Source organism: Shewanella sp. LC6 (genome assembly GCF_006385735.2).
Classification (GTDB): domain Bacteria; phylum Pseudomonadota; class Gammaproteobacteria; order Enterobacterales; family Shewanellaceae; genus Shewanella; species Shewanella xiamenensis.
The window spans coordinates 3,788,102-3,805,297 of sequence record NZ_CP043902.1 but is presented as its reverse complement, the minus strand read 5'-3'; the positions used below and the strand labels follow the sequence as shown (position 1 = coordinate 3,805,297).

General features: G+C 48.3%; 17 protein-coding genes. 13 read left to right on the top strand and 4 right to left on the bottom strand.

Features of this window, described 5'->3' with window-relative positions:
* The first annotated feature begins 44 nt into the window (after nt 1–44).
* The 6 genes from traL to traA all read left to right on the top strand — a co-directional run bounded on the left by traL (nt 45) and on the right by traA (nt 4,151).
* Nucleotides 45–326: a type IV conjugative transfer system protein TraL gene (gene traL, locus FJD32_RS17105; protein WP_000433891.1), complete on the top strand. Its 282-nt coding sequence runs from the start codon at nt 45–47 to the stop codon at nt 324–326.
* Nucleotides 323–949, top strand: a complete 627-nt coding sequence (locus tag FJD32_RS17100) for a TraE/TraK family type IV conjugative transfer system protein (RefSeq protein WP_000667170.1) — start codon at nt 323–325, stop codon at nt 947–949. The genes traL and FJD32_RS17100 overlap by 4 nt, the downstream gene beginning before the upstream one ends.
* Nucleotides 933–1,832 (top strand): type-F conjugative transfer system secretin TraK, encoded by a 900-nt coding sequence (locus FJD32_RS17095; RefSeq protein ID WP_109247985.1) that lies wholly within the window; start codon nt 933–935, stop codon nt 1,830–1,832. Before FJD32_RS17100 ends, FJD32_RS17095 begins: the two co-directional genes overlap by 17 nt.
* Entirely contained in the window at nt 1,832–3,121 is a 1,290-nt protein-coding gene (locus tag FJD32_RS17090) for a TraB/VirB10 family protein (protein ID WP_109247980.1), read from the top strand. The genes FJD32_RS17095 and FJD32_RS17090 overlap by 1 nt, the downstream gene beginning before the upstream one ends.
* Nucleotides 3,122–3,195: 74 nt before the next feature.
* On the top strand, nt 3,196–3,768 hold the full coding sequence (gene traV / locus FJD32_RS17085) for a type IV conjugative transfer system lipoprotein TraV (protein WP_001944091.1): 573 nt from the start codon (nt 3,196–3,198) through the stop codon (nt 3,766–3,768).
* Nucleotides 3,765–4,151, top strand: a complete 387-nt coding sequence (traA, locus tag FJD32_RS17080) for a TraA family conjugative transfer protein (RefSeq protein ID WP_029627973.1) — start codon at nt 3,765–3,767, stop codon at nt 4,149–4,151. The genes traV and traA overlap by 4 nt, the downstream gene beginning before the upstream one ends.
* Before the next feature lie 40 nt (nt 4,152–4,191).
* Here traA and FJD32_RS17075 read toward each other — a convergent pair whose 3' ends face one another.
* The 4 genes from FJD32_RS17075 to FJD32_RS17060 all read right to left on the bottom strand — a co-directional run bounded on the left by FJD32_RS17075 (nt 4,192) and on the right by FJD32_RS17060 (nt 7,033).
* The gene (locus tag FJD32_RS17075) at nt 4,192–4,698 is read right to left on the bottom strand and encodes a GNAT family N-acetyltransferase (RefSeq protein WP_029627974.1); all 507 of its coding nucleotides are present in this window, start codon (nt 4,696–4,698) and stop codon (nt 4,192–4,194) included.
* The gene (locus tag FJD32_RS17070; RefSeq protein WP_032481064.1) at nt 4,689–4,955 is read right to left on the bottom strand and encodes a DUF1778 domain-containing protein; all 267 of its coding nucleotides are present in this window, start codon (nt 4,953–4,955) and stop codon (nt 4,689–4,691) included. Before FJD32_RS17070 ends, FJD32_RS17075 begins: the two co-directional genes overlap by 10 nt.
* A 177-nt stretch (nt 4,956–5,132) precedes the next feature.
* Nucleotides 5,133–5,669, bottom strand: a complete 537-nt coding sequence (locus FJD32_RS17065) for a DUF6088 family protein (protein ID WP_029627975.1) — start codon at nt 5,667–5,669, stop codon at nt 5,133–5,135.
* A 425-nt stretch (nt 5,670–6,094) separates the two neighbouring features.
* Nucleotides 6,095–7,033 (bottom strand): Abi family protein, encoded by a 939-nt coding sequence (locus FJD32_RS17060; RefSeq protein ID WP_029627976.1) that lies wholly within the window; start codon nt 7,031–7,033, stop codon nt 6,095–6,097.
* A 341-nt stretch (nt 7,034–7,374) separates the two neighbouring features.
* On the opposite strand from FJD32_RS17060, the gene FJD32_RS17055 reads away from it, so the two are divergent.
* From FJD32_RS17055 to traN, 7 genes are read left to right on the top strand one after another with little or no spacing between them, the layout of a single operon-like run.
* Nucleotides 7,375–8,067, top strand: a complete 693-nt coding sequence (locus FJD32_RS17055; RefSeq protein ID WP_029627977.1) for a DsbC family protein — start codon at nt 7,375–7,377, stop codon at nt 8,065–8,067.
* Nucleotides 8,068–10,467 (top strand): type IV secretion system protein TraC, encoded by a 2,400-nt coding sequence (gene traC / locus FJD32_RS17050; protein WP_029627978.1) that lies wholly within the window; start codon nt 8,068–8,070, stop codon nt 10,465–10,467.
* The gene (locus tag FJD32_RS17045; protein WP_140906849.1) at nt 10,460–10,807 is read left to right on the top strand and encodes a plasmid-related protein; all 348 of its coding nucleotides are present in this window, start codon (nt 10,460–10,462) and stop codon (nt 10,805–10,807) included. Before traC ends, FJD32_RS17045 begins: the two co-directional genes overlap by 8 nt.
* Nucleotides 10,791–11,303 carry a S26 family signal peptidase gene (locus FJD32_RS17040; protein ID WP_181159794.1) on the top strand — a complete coding sequence of 171 codons (513 nt, stop codon included), beginning with the start codon at nt 10,791–10,793 and terminating at the stop codon, nt 11,301–11,303. Before FJD32_RS17045 ends, FJD32_RS17040 begins: the two co-directional genes overlap by 17 nt.
* 10 nt (nt 11,304–11,313) lie before the next feature.
* The gene (locus tag FJD32_RS17035) at nt 11,314–12,438 is read left to right on the top strand and encodes a TrbC family F-type conjugative pilus assembly protein (RefSeq protein ID WP_140906850.1); all 1,125 of its coding nucleotides are present in this window, start codon (nt 11,314–11,316) and stop codon (nt 12,436–12,438) included.
* A complete protein-coding gene (locus FJD32_RS17030; protein ID WP_140906851.1) occupies nt 12,422–13,450 on the top strand; it encodes a TraU family protein in 1,029 nt (342 codons plus the stop codon). Before FJD32_RS17035 ends, FJD32_RS17030 begins: the two co-directional genes overlap by 17 nt.
* A gap of 2 nt (nt 13,451–13,452) precedes the next feature.
* The gene (traN, locus tag FJD32_RS17025) at nt 13,453–17,145 is read left to right on the top strand and encodes a conjugal transfer protein TraN (protein WP_140906852.1); all 3,693 of its coding nucleotides are present in this window, start codon (nt 13,453–13,455) and stop codon (nt 17,143–17,145) included.
* Nucleotides 17,146–17,196 lie beyond the last annotated feature (51 nt).

The following is a 17,196-nucleotide window of genomic DNA, read 5'->3' as shown; positions in this document are numbered from 1 at the left end:
TCAAGGCATTCTTCACTTCTCAATTCAAACAACGAGGAGTGACTATGGAACCTGTGAGTATTCCGTCCTATATCGATGACCCGCCGCACTTCCTGCTTTGGAGTGCCGATGAGATGGCTCCCATTCTGTTGGGGCTAGTGATCGGCATTTTTACCGGTAATGCCTTGGTTTTATGCCTGTTGGGGTTGGTAACAACCAAGCTCTATCGGCGTTTTCGTGATGGTCGCCCAGATGGTTTTATTCTTCACGCCATCTACTGGGCTGGACTGTTGCCCACCAAGGCCAAGACGATCCCTAACCCATTTATCAGGAGCTATCTGCCGTGAAGTTCGACGTGTTTTTAAAATCATGGCAAGGCACGCAATTAGAGAACCGATGGCAGCGGTTCCTGATTGCAGTGCTGGTGCTATCTAATTTGCTGCTTGCGGTAGCGGCATTTTCTCGCAATACCGTGGTAGCTATTCAACCACCAACCTTGTCTGAAACGGCTGAAGTGTCACGAAACCAAGCCACTCAACCTTACCTTGAATCCTGGGGACTCTACCTGGCTGAGCTTATGGGCAACGTGACGCCGGGTAATGTGTCTTTCATCCGGGTTGCCATTGAGCCGCTACTTTCTCCAGCGGTGTACCAGCAAGTGGTCGATGCACTGGAGATTCAGGCAAGACAGATCCGTGAAGACCGAGTCACGCTCAAATTCCAACCCAGACAAGTGGAGTATGAGTATGAAACCGGGCATGTCTTTGTGACCGGTTATTCCTTGGTTTCTGGGCCATCAGGAGATGAACAGCGCCAAACTCGCACCTATGAGTTTGACATCGATATTGAGCAATACCGTCCAAAGCTCAGTTGGATGGATACGTATGAGGGGCAAGCTAGAACGAAGCGCGTTCGTGAAAAGTTGACCCAAGAGCAAAACCGGAGGGTGAATGATGCGAACCAAAATTAGTCGATGGATGACACCAGGCTTAATCGCAATGAGCTTGAGTGGCGTTCTGTTATCACAAGCGTCGTATGCAGACGTGGAATTGCCAATTGTGCCAGCCAGTGTGATGAAGCAGTCTGCTACTGCAAATCCACCGGTTCAAACCAATACGGCTTCAACGGATGCGCCAACAACGCTGCTGATGACACCGGGAGTCAATGAACTGATCCCTGTAGCACTTGGCCATCTGAACCGGATTGTGACGCCGTTTGAATCGCCTCAGGTGAGAACAACCAGTGATGCACAGACGCAAATCAAGGGGAATGTTGTATATGTGGCCACGGACAAAGAATCACCGGTTTCACTTTACATCACTCCGCCTGGTCAGGAAGCGCCCGCATTATCTGTCACCTTAGTACCTCGTCGTATTCCACCGCGTGAAATCACCTTAGCGATTGATGGTCAGCAGTGGCCTATTAAGGGCGTCGTGAACCGCAAAGCCGCCACTTGGGAAACGGCTCAGCCATACGTCGATAGCTTACGTGATTTACTCAGACGCCTTGCACTAAATGAGTTACCACAAGGCTATGACATCCGTTTGGCTGGCCAAACTGACACAAGCCCGAAATGTTTTCAGCCGGGCTTAAAGTTTGGTTTTAAGCAGGGGCAAATTGTGACGGGACATTACTTCACCGTCTATGTAGGACTGGTTGAAAGCTTTGCCGATGAGCAGATAGAAGCCAGTGAAATAGCCTGTCATGTACCAGATATAGTGGCAAGCGCCTACTGGCCTCGCAATATCTTGTTGCCGGGTGAAAAGACTGAGTTGTATGTGGTTGTTCGCAATCATCGTGAAGAAGCGGTGGAAAGTCAGCGACCTTCGCTTCTTGTGGGAGGTGAGCTTTGATGAAAGCACAATGGGAACAAATGAGCCCGAACATGAAGCGGGGCCTATCGGTTGCTGGTATTGCTGGTGGTCTCATCCTTATGGTGATGGTGTTTTCACCTAATCCTGACGATGGCTCAAGCAGTCGGAACCGACAGGAAACGATCCGGCACATTCTTACGGATACCAATACTCGTGATGTTGGGATCGATAGTTTGGCTGCGAACGTAAAACTACTTAGTGAGCGCAATGAACAGTTACGTCGTGAAGTTGAGCGCTTGCGTCGTGACGTCGATTCAGGACGGCTAAGCCCAGGTTCACCTTCTATACCAAGTGAGGTCAATGCGGAGCTGGCCCGCCTTAGAGCGGAACTTGATGATGTTCGCGCAGGAGGTGATGCAGCAGTTGAAGGCACAAATAGCCGTTTTGAAGTGCCTTTATCTGCCATGGAATTGCCTAAAGACGAAAAGCCACTGCCGTCTAACCCAGACGACTATTTTGCCAATGCGCCGCTGCCTGCTCCGCTCTATCAGCAGCCAGTCAATGGTCAAGGTACACGAGCACGAGATGTTCCATTGCCGCCAATCACGATTCGTATGATTGAGCCTGAAATGGTTGCTGAACCAGAGGTTGTTGTGCAAGAAGCGCCGCCTTTGTATCTACCGGCGGGCAGCATTATCTCGGGTACTTTGATCACGGGTTTGGATGCACCTACTCACGAGTCCGCAAGACGCGAACCTTTTCCTGCATTGCTGAGGATTCAAAAGGAAGCCATTTTACCCAACCGATTTAGAGCGGATATCAAAGAGTGTTTCTTGATCGCCGCAGGTTACGGTGATTTGAGCTCTGAGCGTGCCTATTTGCGAGGCGAGACCATTTCATGTGTGAGAGAAGATGGTGGCGTCATTGAAACACGACTGGATTCTTATGCCGTGGGTGAAGACGGCAAAGCCGGTATTCGTGGCCGATTAGTGTCGAAACAAGGCCAACTGGTGGCCAAATCAATGATGGCCGGATTCCTTCAGGGCTTGGCAGGCGCATTTGATGTGAATCCTGTACCAACGATTCAGACGGGTAATGCCGGTGATACTCAGCTTTACCAGCAAGTCATGAGCCAAGAAGCATTACAAGGCGCTGCGATTAAAGGCACCGGTAAAGCATTGGATCGCGTGGCCAAGTTCTATTTGGACATGGCAGAAAATATGTTCCCAGTCATAGAGGTAGACGCTGCAAGGAAAATTGAAGTCATAGTCACTCGTGGGGCCTCGTTGTCATTGGCCACTTCACAAGGGGTAGGTGCAAGAAGATGAAAAAATCCTGCATGTTGCTAACCGATCGAAGTCCGCTTCAGACAATAAGATGTGTATCCAGAGGAGAGTTAACCATGACGACATCAATGCAGAACAACCCAAAGCACCAGTCAAAACAGTGGTCTAAAGCTGGATTACTTTTATTGGCAGTCGGCTCAACCTTATTGTCAGGCTGTAGTTCATTGGGTCTTGGGAGTAGTGAATATGGATGCCCAGGTATGCCTGACGGTGTGCGCTGTTTATCCGCTCGTGAAGTCTATGAGCTTACCAGTAATGGCGCTGCACCCAAGACGATTGATGCTGTGGCGACTCGAATTGGTTCTCCCTCTGGGTATTCACAATCTGATTTAGAGACAGGACTGCTGAGCCATCCGGCATTACCCGAGACGCAGCAATCTGCACCTATTCGCATTCCTTCAAGGGTAATGCGGATTTGGATTGCGCCTTGGGAGGATGACCGTGGGGATCTGAATTTATCCAGCTACGTGTTTACCGAAATTGAACCGCGCCGGTGGGATATTGGGGTGTCAGCACCTCGAACGGTTTCGCCAGTGCTACGTCCACTTCAGACTCAAAGTGATTCAGCCTCAGCGGGAGCTGATGGTAAGCGCGATAACTTGAGTATCTACGGAGAAACTAACGAATGACAAATGCAGTTCGCACCATTCAAACTCAGCGCTTAATGACCATTGGTGCGCTTGGTTTAATGGCGTTAATGATTTCGGAGCCCTCATTTGCGGGCACCGGTGGTGATGCTTTCACCGATGTGTGGGATACCCTAAAAGACTGGACCCAAGGTACTTTGGGACGGATCGTAGCGGGAGCCATGGTACTGGTGGGTATTGTGGGCGGTATCGCTCGCCAAAGCTTGATGGCTTTTGCCTTGGGCATTGGTGGCGGTATGGGTCTCTACAATACGCCAACAGTCGTTGAAAGTGTTATGTCTGCAACTTTACCTGTTGTTGCCAGCACTCAAGAAGTTATTGGCACAACTGTTCCAGCAATCAGCGCCGTTTTACTGAGCACCTAATAATATTGACGGCTTCTCTTGTGAAAGGGGAGCTGTCATCTCAGTCTATCGACAATGATTTTTCGATATCGCAGATCCTTGCCATGAGTACTAAAGGATCAAACGTCGATTCTTTGAAGCCAAATTTCTTGTAGAACGTTTGCGCAGTGTCATCAATAGCATGGACTAAGATTCCTGCTCCACCGACAGCGTTCATTGCTTGTACTGAGCGAATGATGCAATCTTTTAAAAGACCGGCTGCAATGCCTTGACCTTGATAGGCATTATCCACCCCAAGCCTTGCTAGAATCACCATGGGAATGGGATCAGGACTATTTCTTCTTAATGAACTGAACGCTTGCTCTCTGGAAACTGATCCCATTGCAATGGCATAGTACCCGACCACTTGATGGGCGTCAGTGTCATTGACCACATACACTCTCGCAGTTCCCCGTTTTTGACTTTTTAACGCCTGTTTTCTTAACCAGGTATCGAGTTCTTCGATGCCACATTGAAAGGCATTAATTTGGTGCTCATCAGCGAGTAGTGTTGGTGCGCTTATTCCCAAGGCGCTTTCCTTTTAAACAGATCTTTCATGCCTTCAAGAGTCTGTGGATTTGCACGAAGTTCGTTATCAAACGCTTCAAAAGCCTTTGCTTCAAGAACAAAATCCCGCTGTTCTGCCAGTATACTATGCGCTTCATTGAGCGCTGCCTGCTGAATGAATACAGTTCTATCGACTTTTTTTAAACTTGCTGCGGCATCGATGATGTCTCTTACCGATGGCAGTACTCGCATGTTGATTGGCGCTGTCTTTGTAGCCATGACACCATCCTCTGTATATCTATTTAATACACAGTTTAAAAGGTTTTTGCGTGTAGTCAATAGATACACGTTATTTTTTGGTGACTGCGATAGGGAAAAGCGGTTGTAGTTGGTTGGATTATGATCGTAGCTTAGATGTAAATTGCTTGTCAGAGCACCCGCCCCAAGAGCAGTTGTTCAACTACTATGCAAAGCATTGTCGTTAACTAGATGGGTATTTCTGCCAACTCGTTTTAAGTCTCTGTATGCAGTTTGTTTCGTTGCTAACCTAAGTGGTCTGCCAACTAAACTGGTATTTTCTAAAATGTTTATCGGATTTCGCTTTGTATGCGTAAATTCAATTGTACCCAAAGGTGTTTTGAATTCACCGGAACGTCCCGTTGTCATAACAGTTAACCTATCTACTGGAATTTGCGAAATAACACCATAATCAGAAAGAGCAGACTCCAAGCTAAGGTAGTTATATTCCCCACGTCGAATAGTTTTAGCAATTTGCTCCAACGTATCGCTGCCTTTCGACTGCGCTAAATTGAATAAGTACACACCATTAATCATTCGAGTTAGCAAGCCATCGTCTTGCAAACGTTTAATTCCTGCACGCAATGCTCGTTCGTTATCTTGATGAAAGATTTTGGCCAGATCTGAATTAGTAAAAACACAGCGACCACGCTTGTCATATTCTAAGAGCTTTTTAATTGCCTCAGCCTTTCTCACAATACGCCTCTAGTTGTCAAGGATGACACTTAAACATGTCATGAGTGTAGACTTAGCTTTAGAAGGATACAAGTTTACAAAAATGACATCAAAAAGTGTTAAATATGTTGACTTGGTTTCTAGGGGGGGATTAAAAGGACTTGGTTTGTTTAAAGTGTGATAAATTTTAATACCCAGGGTGTGAAAAAACGGGCTCAGCTAAACCGGTTGGCTAGCAACGGCGCTTCTGCCATCGCTTGTAGGCGATAAAAGTGTTATGTCTGCAACCTTACCTGTTGTTGCCAGCTCTCAAGAAGTCATTGGCACAACCGTTCCAGCAATCAGCGCCGTTTTACTGGGGACCTGATAAACTCAAAAGAGGCCTTTAAAAGGTTTGGGTCTACAAAGTCACTGCTTTGTGGACCTTATTTTTTATCAGGATTGGCTTATTTGATCAGTCTTGGTGGGTAAATCTGTTTAACTTCAAGCACAATGCTCCTCCCTTTATGTACGCCTTTAGGTGATGTTGTTAGTTCATAAAGCCCAGAGACGGAACCATTTTCTTTATGACGTTTTGAAAGTTCATGTTTCAACTTGTTGACTTTTAGTTTGGTTGGATTTGTTCCCTGAAAATGGCTCAATGCCTCAAGAGAACATAGTTGTCTTATGTGATCTATGATGCCCATACCAACAATAAAATCATACCGTTCAAAGCTCATCCACATTAAACTCTCTGCAATCAGATCAACGTATTCGTTTAAGCGGATGATGCTTTCTTCCGGGGTCGTAGGACCTAAGCGAATAATATTTCCACCACCGTCAACAGTATCACGTATTTTCCAGATGGGTTCATAGTGGCCAACCCTGTTTCTAAAGTCCTTTATAAATTTAAATCGATGATGTAATGCGGTCCTTGTTGCGTTCGTGCTTTTTGCATTTGGGAACACTTTTGGAATCAACGTTGGCCAAAGTTTGGTATTTTTCACTGGGTCATCGTAGTTCTGCGTAAGTAAATTAACCCAAAAGCCAAAGCTCAAGGATGCTACAACGGTATCTGAAGATGGTCTGGGAGTAATTGGTGTTTTACGATCTTTTTTCAGGTATTGCTTATCAGCCTCTTTTTTCGCAGAGGGAAATTTCTTCATTAAAAACCATTCTTTGTTACCACTGAAATGGCCGGATGCAGCTGAATGAATTGAATTTCGTAAAGTAATTTCAGTCGCCTGAAGCAGGGGGTAAAATGCTGTTGATAAGGACTTATTCCAAAGATACGTTCCAAGAGCTTCAGCATCATTTTGACAGCTGAAGTATGTGCGGTAGGTGTCCAATCGGGACTTCGAAAGCGTTACCTCTAGTGCGTTGATGAACGCTTGATCTACTTGCAAATCTTTATCTCCAATCCTATACTGTGTCTGTAAGTCCTAGATACACCCCCTCCGAGCATCGGCTCGTGATATGGCTCTAGGGCAGAATCTGACTAGAAATTGCTTTTAAATCATAGGTTTTTTGGCGAAATCTAGAAGAATTTGAAGAGGCTGCTGAAAGGCGGCCTTTTTCATTTCTGCTCGTTATAAGCTGTACACTGTTTATTCCTCCTAATTCTAACAGTTATTTCCAAATAGTTAAGCACCCTAGCAAGGCATCCAATTCTTCAATCTATCTAACCGAGTCCACATAGGACAACTGCATAGACTGGAGCCTCGATTTACATTAACGAGGACTCCTCATGCGAAAACTATCTCCAATTATTCTGGCGCTTGCGCTGTCTCCTTTGGTTCAAGCTGAACCTGTGTCTGAAGTGTCGCCCGTTGGCAAAATTGACGGCATGGTTTCTTTGCCGGTCACGGGTATTAAAGCGGTCGAAAGCAATGGCCGTATTGTTTTCATGTCAGACAGTGGCCGGTTCGTCATTGATGGCACACTCTATGATGCCTGGTCCAAAAAGCCGCTTACCAGCCTTGAAGAAATTCGAGAAGCGGGAAACACGCTGGATTTAAGTCGCCTTGGCTTAAAAATGGATGATTTGAACCCACTGACGCTGGGCGAAGGCAAAAAGAAAGTGGTGGTCTTTGTTGATCCACGATGCCCGCACTGCCATGAGCTTTTGAAACAAGCTTTACCGCTAACCAAAGAATACACCTTCCAAATACTCCCTGTGCCAGTGCTTGGTCCTGATTCAGAGCGTCAGGTTCGCCAGCTTGGCTGTGCGCGTGATAAAAAAGCAGCCACCGATGCATTGCTGAATGGCCGGATTGGTAACCTAGAGCAGGATGATGCCTGCAACTTGGAGCCAATGCAGCGTACTTTGGTGACGGCTCAAATTCTGGGCATTCAAGGTGTACCTTTCATTGTCGCCAATGATGGTCGCATCAGCCGAGGCCGTCCTTATGACCTTTCTGCTTGGTTGGAGGGGATTTAGATGAAAGCCTCTCTGTATTCAGGGCAACGCGCTTCAGAGCTCTTGCCAGTATTGGCCTATTCAGACGATGAGCAACTGTTTTTCATGGAAGACCAAAGTGTTGGCTTTGGTTTTCTATGTGACCCATTGCCGGGTGGTGATGAGTCTGTTGCAGACAGGGTTAATGTTATACTTAACAACGACTGGCCAAAAGACACTTTGCTACAATTTGGCCTGTACGCCTCGCCTGATATTCAAACCGACCTTCAACGCATGATGGGCTTACGGCATCGTCAATCCGATCCATTGCTCAGGGCGTCGATACGCAAACGTGCGGATTTCCTCGATGGGGGCACGGTTCAACCGATAGAAGAATCGACCCAGACTCAGGTACGCAACTTTCAACTGATCGTCACCTGCAAATTGCCTTTGGAAAGTCCTATGCCGACTGAACGTGAATTGAGTCGAGCATCCGCGCTGCGGGCTTCTTTCTCGCAAGCGCTGGCAACGGTTGGTTTTCGTGTTACTGAGATGACTGACCGAAATTGGCTCGCAGCATTAAGTGCGCAGCTTAACTGGGGAAAAGATGCTTCTTGGCGCAATCCATCTCCAATCCGCAGTGAGGCAGATAAACCACTTAGGGAGCAAGTGTTGGATTATGACCGAGCTATCAAGGTGGATAGCCAAGGTCTGATGCTGGGTGATTACCGAGTTAAAACCTTATCATTTAAGCGCTTGCCTGAGCGGATCTGGTTTGGTCATGCCGCAAGTTTTGCGGGCGATATGATGACGGGCAGTCGCGGTTTACGCGGCAGCTTTTTGCTAAATGTCACCATTCACTTTCCCTCAGCTGAGGCGATGCGATCTCGTTTAGAGACGAAGCGTCAATGGGCGGTCAATCAAGCCTATGGCCCGATGCTCAAGTTTGTGCCGGTGCTTGCAGCCAAGAAAAAGGGGTTTGATGTTCTTTTTGAAGCTTTGCAAGAAGGTGATCGTCCTATTCGGGCAAATATGACCTTAACGCTGTTTTCCCCGACGGAAGAGGCGTCCATCAGCTCTGTTTCAAATGCTCGAACCTATTTCAAAGAGCTCGGATTTGAGCTGATGGAAGACAAGTACTTCTGTTTGCCCATTTTCCTGAATGCCTTGCCATTTGGTGCTGACCGCCAGGCGATGAACGACTTGTTTCGATTCAAGACCATGGCGACACGGCATGTCATCCCTCTGTTGCCTTTGTTTGCGGATTGGAAAGGCACTGGCACGCCGGTGATTAACTTTGTTTCCCGTAATGGCCAGATCATGAGTGTATCCCTTTATGACTCGGGCAGTAATTACAACTGTTGCATAGCAGCGCAATCGGGTTCGGGTAAGTCATTCCTGGTGAACGAAATCATCTCCTCCTACTTATCTGAAGGCGGGCAATGCTGGGTGATTGATGTTGGCCGCTCCTATGAAAAACTGTGTGAAGTTTATGACGGAGAGTTCTTACAGTTCGGGCGGGACAGTGGCATTTGCTTAAACCCGTTTGAAATCGTTGAGGACTATGACGAAGAAGCGGATGTTTTGGTTGGGTTATTGGCCGCAATGGCCGCGCCTACGCAGTCATTAACCGATTTTCAGATGGCCAACCTAAAGCGTCAGACCCGTGAGCTGTGGGAGAAAAAAGGTCGTGCCATGTTAGTTGATGATGTGGCAGAGGCTTTAAAAAATCATGAAGACCGACGTGTGCAGGACGTGGGTGAGCAGCTCTATCCGTTTACGACACAGGGCGAATATGGCCGCTTCTTTAATGGCCACAACAATATTCGCTTCAAAAACCGTTTCACCGTTTTGGAGTTAGAAGAGCTCAAGGGGCGCAAGCACCTGCAACAAGTGGTGTTGCTTCAGCTTATCTACCAAATCCAACAAGAGATGTACTTAGGTGAGCGGGATCGTCGCAAGATTGTGTTCATTGACGAAGCCTGGGATCTGCTGACTCAAGGTGATGTCGGTAAGTTCATCGAAACGGGTTACCGTCGATTTCGAAAATATGGCGGCAGTGCTGTGACGGTAACGCAGTCGGTAAACGATTTGTATGACAGCCCTACAGGAAAAGCCATCGCTGAAAACTCGGCCAATATGTACCTGCTTGGCCAAAAAGCCGAAACCATCAACGCGCTCAAAAAAGAAGGCCGTTTGCCATTAGGTGAAGGCGGTTATGAGTACCTGAAAACGGTTCATACCGTCACGGGTGTCTATTCCGAAATTTTCTTTATTACCGAGATGGGCACCGGGATTGGCCGCCTCATCGTCGATCCGTTTCACAAGCTGTTGTACTCGTCCCGTGCAGAAGATGTAAACGCGATTAAGCAGTTAACGCGCAAAGGCCTTTCTGTTGCTGATGCCATCTCCCAGTTGTTAAAGGAGCGAGGCTATGAATAAGACCACGCTTTGGCCATTTATGGCCTCTATTACTTTGTCTGTTGCTGGTAGCGGTTTAATGACCAGCTGGCTCTTAATGAAAACACTCGAACCCATCCACAGCCAGTTGGCGTTAAGTACGCCCATTGCGGTCGTGGATTTTGGGGAGGCTGTGCTGTCACTGGGCCCCAATGCCAGCGAACAAGACATCGAATCCAGGTTGCTTCAGACCAATCAGCAAATTGAAAAGCTAAAAGCAGCCGGTTTTATCGTGCTGGATGCCCAAGCGGTGGTGGGTGCTGATGATTCCGTATTTGTGCCATTAGGCTCAAAGGAGGTGTCTCATGCAGATACTCCGTAAAAGAATGCCTTGGCGGCCATACCTCATCCAGTTGACTGTTCTTGCGTTAATCATGGCCTTGGTAGGCACCTACGCCATGATGCGCTACCGAATAGGTATTGATACCCAGCAAGAGCGCTGCCTGCCTGATACCACGGTGTATCTGATTGACCTATGGAATAAAAAGCCCGTTAAGGATGGTTTGTATGCCTTCCACTCAAAAGGACTCGCTCCGTTATATAACGACGGTACTCGGATGCTGAAACGCCTAACAGGGATGCCTGGGGATGAAGTCAAGGTGACGCCTGAGCATGTGATGGTGAACGGTGCTGAAGTCTCTACCGGCATGGCATTAGCCCAGCGTCTTGGTGTGGCGGAAACAGAATTTAGCCGCTCATTGACGCTGCAAGAAAACGAATATTGGTTTTCCGGTGAGGCTGCAACGAGTTTTGACTCCCGCTATTGGAATGCCGTTAAGCGCGAGCAGATTGTTGGTCGCGCTTGGCCGCTTTGGTAGGAGGTGGATGATGAGAAGACTATGCCTCTTATTTTTGTTGGTTGCTCCATTGGCTTGGGTTCAAGTGTCCTGGGCACAAGAGCCTTATCCGTTGTCTGATGAGGACAAAAAGATCGTTGAAATGAGCCGCAGCATTTTACAAAGTGCTGTGGATGGCTCATCTGAATTTATTGAGCCTTTTGCACCGGTTGAACAACCTGTGTCGCTCAAACACAGCGATGAATGGTTGATATTTGCGTCGTCCTCATTGGGTGATTCCTCACTGAAGCAGCTATTTAAAGAGGCCAGTGCTACCGGCGCTATTGTGTTGTTTCGGGGAATTCCTGAAGGAAAGACCTTGGGGGCGGCGATCCGTGATTGGCATACGCTGATGGTGGGACTTGATCCTGTTCCTCAGGTTCGAATCGATCCGAAAGCCTTTGTGCACTGGCGGGTGACTAGCGTGCCTGCCATTTTCCGCATAGAAGATGACAAGGTGACTGCAAGTGCACTAGGGGTTTACAGCAAGGACTGGTTGCAGCGTCAAATTGAAACAGGCAATACCGGTTCATTGGGTCAACGCGGTCCTATTCATTCCATTTTAGAACCGGATTTGATGCAAGTGGCGATGCAGCGTTTACAGTCGCTTGACCTGGGCGCGTTAAAGAAAAAAGCCATTGAGCGTTTCTGGTCTCGCCAAACTTTCACTGACTTACCCAAAGCCACGCAGTATCGGATAAGAATGGTTGATCCAACCATCGTCATGAAGCGGCCACTATTGGATGCCAATGGCCGAACATTGATCCCAGCAGGAACGCGTATTAACCCGCTAAAAGCCTTGCCGTTTACTCAGCAGCTTGTGGTGTTTAATGCGTCGAACGCTGAAGAAGTGGACGCAGTTGCGCATTGGCTTGAGACGCAAGATAGGACACTGCGCCGCATTACGCTTATCACCACGCAGCTCGACCGTACTCAAGGTTGGAATAGCCTCAATGCGCTCGAAAAGACATTGGATAGTCCGGTTTACCTTCTCAATGCCTCGCTAAAGCAGCGCTTTGATTTGCAAGTCACCCCATCGTTTGTTCAAGCAAAGGGGCTCGCGTTTGAAATAGAAGAAATTCCAGCAAAGGAGCTTGTTCATGAAAAAGCTCAATAATACGTATCGTCTGTTGCGGACTCTCGTTGTCATGATTGTTCTGGGCGCATCTATTCCTGCTAAAGCCGAACTGACCTGCCCAGACGCGGGTTTATTGTCGGGTAAGTTGCTGACGGATGTTTGCTGGTCATGCATTTTTCCTATCCGGGTTGCAGGGCTTCCTCTTGGCTCTGGCAATGTCCCAAGCGGCGCATCAAACAAGTCGTTTTGCTTATGTGAAGACAACTTAGGCGTGCCAAGGCCAGGTATTGTTACCAGCATGTGGGAGCCTGCGCGTTTGATTGAACTGGTCAGAACGCCAGGTTGTTCGCCTTCACTGGGAGGGATTCGCTTACCCTTAGGTGATAGGCGATTGCAAGGTGGTCATGGCGAGGGTGAATACGATACCGGTGATCTTGCTTTCTACCATTACCATTATTACGCCTTTCCGCTTTTGGTCATGCTCGATTTGTTCATGGATGGCAATTGCAATGCAGATGGTTACATGGACTTTGACTTGATGTATTTGTCGGAATTGGACCCAACATGGCTGAACGATGAACTGGCCTTTTTTACTCAGCCTGAAGCGGCTGCCGTTGCCAATCCATTGGCTATTTCGGCTTGTACCGCTGACGCTGCCTCATCAACGCTTGGTAAACCCATCGACCAATTGTTTTGGTGTGCTGGCAGTTGGGGCCATCTCTACCCGTTATCTGGCCACACATTAGCCTTTGGCTCAATAGCAGAAAACACCAGCCATTTAGCGGCGCGTGCAATCGCGGCTCAACACAGGCGTGGTCTTGCAAGGCGAACAATGGGGAACAGTGCGCTATGCCGACCTGTTATCGAACCCATGCTGCCGAAATCCCAATACAAGATGAGTATGTTCTTCCCTGTACCGGAAACTGAAAGTGCGCATGTCATCGGTGAAAGCACCATAAAATGGGGAGAGTGGCGAACGATCCCCGGTGCCGGTGAAGATGCGCTCTACATTTTGTGGCGCTGGCAAGACTGCTGTAACTCGGGAGGTTAACCATGAAACCAACACTTTTTACCCGAGTTTTAGCGGGTGTTTTATCAATCACTATGGCGTGCCTGCCCCTACATGGTGTGGCCGCTGATGTGCAGCGCCAATCCGGCCTAAGCGGACAACAAGAGGGTAAGCAATTGCTGCAAAACTGGACGATGCCCGCACTCAATGGCAATACATTGTCGGTGCCGAATGGCAGTGGTCATGAGTCAATTAACTTGCAAGAGCTTTTCCCTGGTATGGATCAGGGCTCATTGGATGTCTTAACGGGCGTTTATGGCTCTGATGCCAGCATGAATCAATTGGGGACACAGCGCCAAGAGAGCATGGCATCCGAAAATGGCGCTACGGGTGAAGCATTTCGTTCGCTACAGCAAATCAAAGACAGGTCTCGGCCAGATATGGTCAATGATCCGCTCTGGGCATTAACCGATGCGGTTCAAACTGACCCAAATCTATTAACTCAAAGCTTCCCCGGCTGTGAGTCTCAAAGTGAAGGCAGCCCAAATTACCAGCAATGTGACAGGCTCAATACAGCGGTTAACAGCTGCACTATCACTCACGATTACACGGCAGGCATCATTGAGCATGTTTCAGGGCCGATGAACCTTCGCTCTTGTGGTGAGGGTTGTCTTGAGGTTTGGATAGGGCGAATTGGTGACAACTACTGGAGTGGCAGTTGTAAAGTATTTGAACAGGCCATCACACTCAAAGTCGTGAATCCCGATGCGATTACCTCAGCCGTTCTTGAGTACGCAAAATGGGATGACTACATGCAAGTGTGGCTTGGTGATCAGAAAGTCTGGTCTGGGCCGAACAATAACTTTCCACCAGAAACGGCAGGTCGCTGCGAGCTTAGTACCAGTTGGGAACGCAATCCTAATACTGACCTCACCGCCAAGCTAAAAGCGGTAGAGCCCGGTTTAGAAGTGCCAGTCAAAATTCGCGTATCGGTAACGGGCAGTGGTGAGGGGTATGCACGCATCAAGGTACGCTTTGATCCAACCAAGGTGGTGATGAATGATAGTTGGTCGCCGCAATCCTGTATCGAACAAGCCGCGGATATTCCGACAAAGTTTTCAGACTACAGCATTCAATGCACGGATCAGCCGTCATCAACCAACGGATGTACGGTGGTCAATGGTGTTTCAGTCTGTGAATCCTACTTTGCCCCTAGTCCTGTGGCTGGCATATCGCCTTTATGTCGGCGTGTACAAGTTAGTGTGGATGACGAAAGCTATAAGGGGATTGAAAATCAGGCCTGCCAAGTGCTTGAAGCGAATCCTTCCTGTGGATTCATGTCGTCAGAATGTGCCGAGACCAATGATAAAGGTGAATGCATTCGTTTTACCGATACCTATGACTGTGGCTTGCAAACCAGTGATCCAAAGTGTGTGGTATCCAACCTTATGCCAAGTAGTTTTGAGGCCTGCGAGCCTACTCAGACGATTACGCCATTTACTGAAACCAAGCATGTACCGGATTACCAGGTGTGCGAGAAGATCAGCACGCTTACTGAGTGTCAGTTAGAACGACGTGTATCCGCTGAAACCCATCAACAAAGCTGGTCCATTGAGCGCGGTTGCTTTAGCTCTGAAACGCTCAGCTTTGTTCCACAGCACAGCAGCACTATGCAAACTGGAAACGCGACGCTGAGAGTGTTTGATAATCAAAATACTGAGATAAAAATCACCGAGTCGCCGTCCAAGGCAAATGGCTGGAAAACGACACTCTCATTGACGGGCAACAAGGAGACGGTCACAGAGACGAAACCGTCTATTAAATACCCTGAAATGACCTGTCCAAAAGGAACCTTGGTTGGCTCATTGTGCAAGGTCGTTAATGGGTCGATTATTTCGTGGCATGAACCGCAGGAAGTCACGCGTTCCAGATGTGAGTCCGGCTGGAACAAAGTCGATTTCGATACTTGCAGCCGAGAAGTTCAGAAGTGTTTGGCTCCTGCGAAACTGAGTGCTTCCTTGACCTTCTCCGGCAAGTTCTTAGAGCAGGACATTCTTCATCAATCAAGTGATCCGGGCATAGACCAATGCTTGATGCAAACGGATCAGTTTACTGCGGTGCAGTGGCAGTGTTTGGATACGGGCACAAAACGAATCGACGGGGTAACGGTTGGTAGTGGCGAGTTGGCAAAGCTTGGAAGTCTTTATCCGGCGGTTGTTTCGTCTCCTGCTCATTTAACCAGTCGTGGTAGCTCTGATGGACTGGGGCTCTCATGCTGGAGGGCAAAAGCGACCTACAATGCCTCGACTGCTCACCCAGAGTTCAACATGGGCAGCTCAGATAGCTGGGTAGATGCCAATGGTAATATACAAACCATCGTCAATAACGGACAAAACACGACCACCAATACGTGTTCCGCGCTGGAGCAAAACCCGGCCTGCCAGTACGTCAGAACCGAATGCACTGAAGGTGGGGCTGGTCATGAAGGCTTCTGCTATATCCAAAGTTTGGTGTATGACTGCGGACAAAGCGTTGAAGTGCAAAACGCTCGGATGGAAACTCAATTCAACTGTGAGGGGCCAGTTCGCTGCATGGGCACTGATTGTTTAGAGCCAGAGTCAATCAAGCAGGCTAACTTTGCAGAAGCCGCAGCGATGCTTAATGCGGCGCAGTTTATGACCAATGATATGTCATGTACGGGAGCTGATGGCCAAGATAACGTCGAGTGTACGGTCTTTAAAGGTAATGCTGGCCAGTGCAAAAAAGCCGTTGGCGGCATAGTGGATTGCTGTGAAAAGCCAAGTGGCGTGTCGTTATCGGATTACATCACAATGATTGTGGCGGTCAACAAGCTTGATACGGCAGTCATGGCCATGAATCCGTCTTCGGCAATCTATGGTTCCTGGAATACGCTCAGGGAGCCAATCACGAGCACTTGGAGTGCAGTCAAAGAGCCTTTTGTGTCTGCATGGGACTCTCTCATGGGGGCTGGGCCATCAACGGCTGCTGGCGCGGGAGCGGAGCAAGCTGCGACTGGCTTCATGCAGGTATTGACCAACAAAACGGCTGAATGGGTAGGTACGACCTTTGGTTCGGGGGCGCAATCGGCACTGTTTAGCAACGTTGGTGGCGCGGTTGGAGCCGATGGTGTCGTTTCGGGCGGTAACTTTGCCTTGGGTGGCGCTGCGGGTGCGGTTCTGAGTACGGTTATGACGGCCTACATGATTTATTCAGTCACCATGATCCTCATTCAGCTTATCTGGAAATGTGAGCAGAGTGAGTTTGAGATGAACGCCAAGCGAGTATTGAAGAGTTGCCACTATGTAGGTTCTTACTGCAAGTCTAAGTTCTTAGGTGCCTGTGTTGAAAAACGGCAGTCATATTGCTGCTTTACTTCGCCACTTTCACGGATCATTCAAGAGCAAGTGCGTCCGCAATTGGGTCTTGGTTGGGGCAGTGCAAAGTCACCAAACTGCGAAGGTTTGACCGCGAGTCAGTTAAACCAGGTAGATTGGAGCCAAGTCAATCTGGATGAATGGATAGGTATCTTATCGATAACAGGCAACCTACCCGAAGTACCGTCACTGGATCTGGAACGACTCACAGGCTCAGGAAGTACGCTAAACGTGGATGGAAACCGTCAGAGTGCCGCAGACCGAGCTATTGAAAGGCTAAACGGAATGGATGCTCAGAAATTACGCCAGGAGGCGACGGAAGAAATTTCGGGGAATAATTGAGCGCACTCTTAGAACAGAAGGCTTTGTGATGCAAAGCCTTCTATATCGATA

Coding starts and splice junctions, on each gene's coding strand:
- traL (WP_000433891.1), top strand. CDS start 45: ATGGAACCTGTGAGTATTCCGTCCTATATCGATGACCCGCCGCACTTC.
- FJD32_RS17095 (WP_109247985.1), top strand. CDS start 933: ATGCGAACCAAAATTAGTCGATGGATGACACCAGGCTTAATCGCAATG.
- FJD32_RS17090 (WP_109247980.1), top strand. CDS start 1,832: ATGAAAGCACAATGGGAACAAATGAGCCCGAACATGAAGCGGGGCCTA.
- traV (WP_001944091.1), top strand. CDS start 3,196: ATGACGACATCAATGCAGAACAACCCAAAGCACCAGTCAAAACAGTGG.
- traA (WP_029627973.1), top strand. CDS start 3,765: ATGACAAATGCAGTTCGCACCATTCAAACTCAGCGCTTAATGACCATT.
- FJD32_RS17070 (WP_032481064.1), bottom strand. CDS start 4,955: ATGGCTACAAAGACAGCGCCAATCAACATGCGAGTACTGCCATCGGTA.
- FJD32_RS17055 (WP_029627977.1), top strand. CDS start 7,375: ATGCGAAAACTATCTCCAATTATTCTGGCGCTTGCGCTGTCTCCTTTG.
- traC (WP_029627978.1), top strand. CDS start 8,068: ATGAAAGCCTCTCTGTATTCAGGGCAACGCGCTTCAGAGCTCTTGCCA.
- FJD32_RS17045 (WP_140906849.1), top strand. CDS start 10,460: ATGAATAAGACCACGCTTTGGCCATTTATGGCCTCTATTACTTTGTCT.
- FJD32_RS17040 (WP_181159794.1), top strand. CDS start 10,791: ATGCAGATACTCCGTAAAAGAATGCCTTGGCGGCCATACCTCATCCAG.
- FJD32_RS17035 (WP_140906850.1), top strand. CDS start 11,314: ATGAGAAGACTATGCCTCTTATTTTTGTTGGTTGCTCCATTGGCTTGG.
- FJD32_RS17030 (WP_140906851.1), top strand. CDS start 12,422: ATGAAAAAGCTCAATAATACGTATCGTCTGTTGCGGACTCTCGTTGTC.
- traN (WP_140906852.1), top strand. CDS start 13,453: ATGAAACCAACACTTTTTACCCGAGTTTTAGCGGGTGTTTTATCAATC.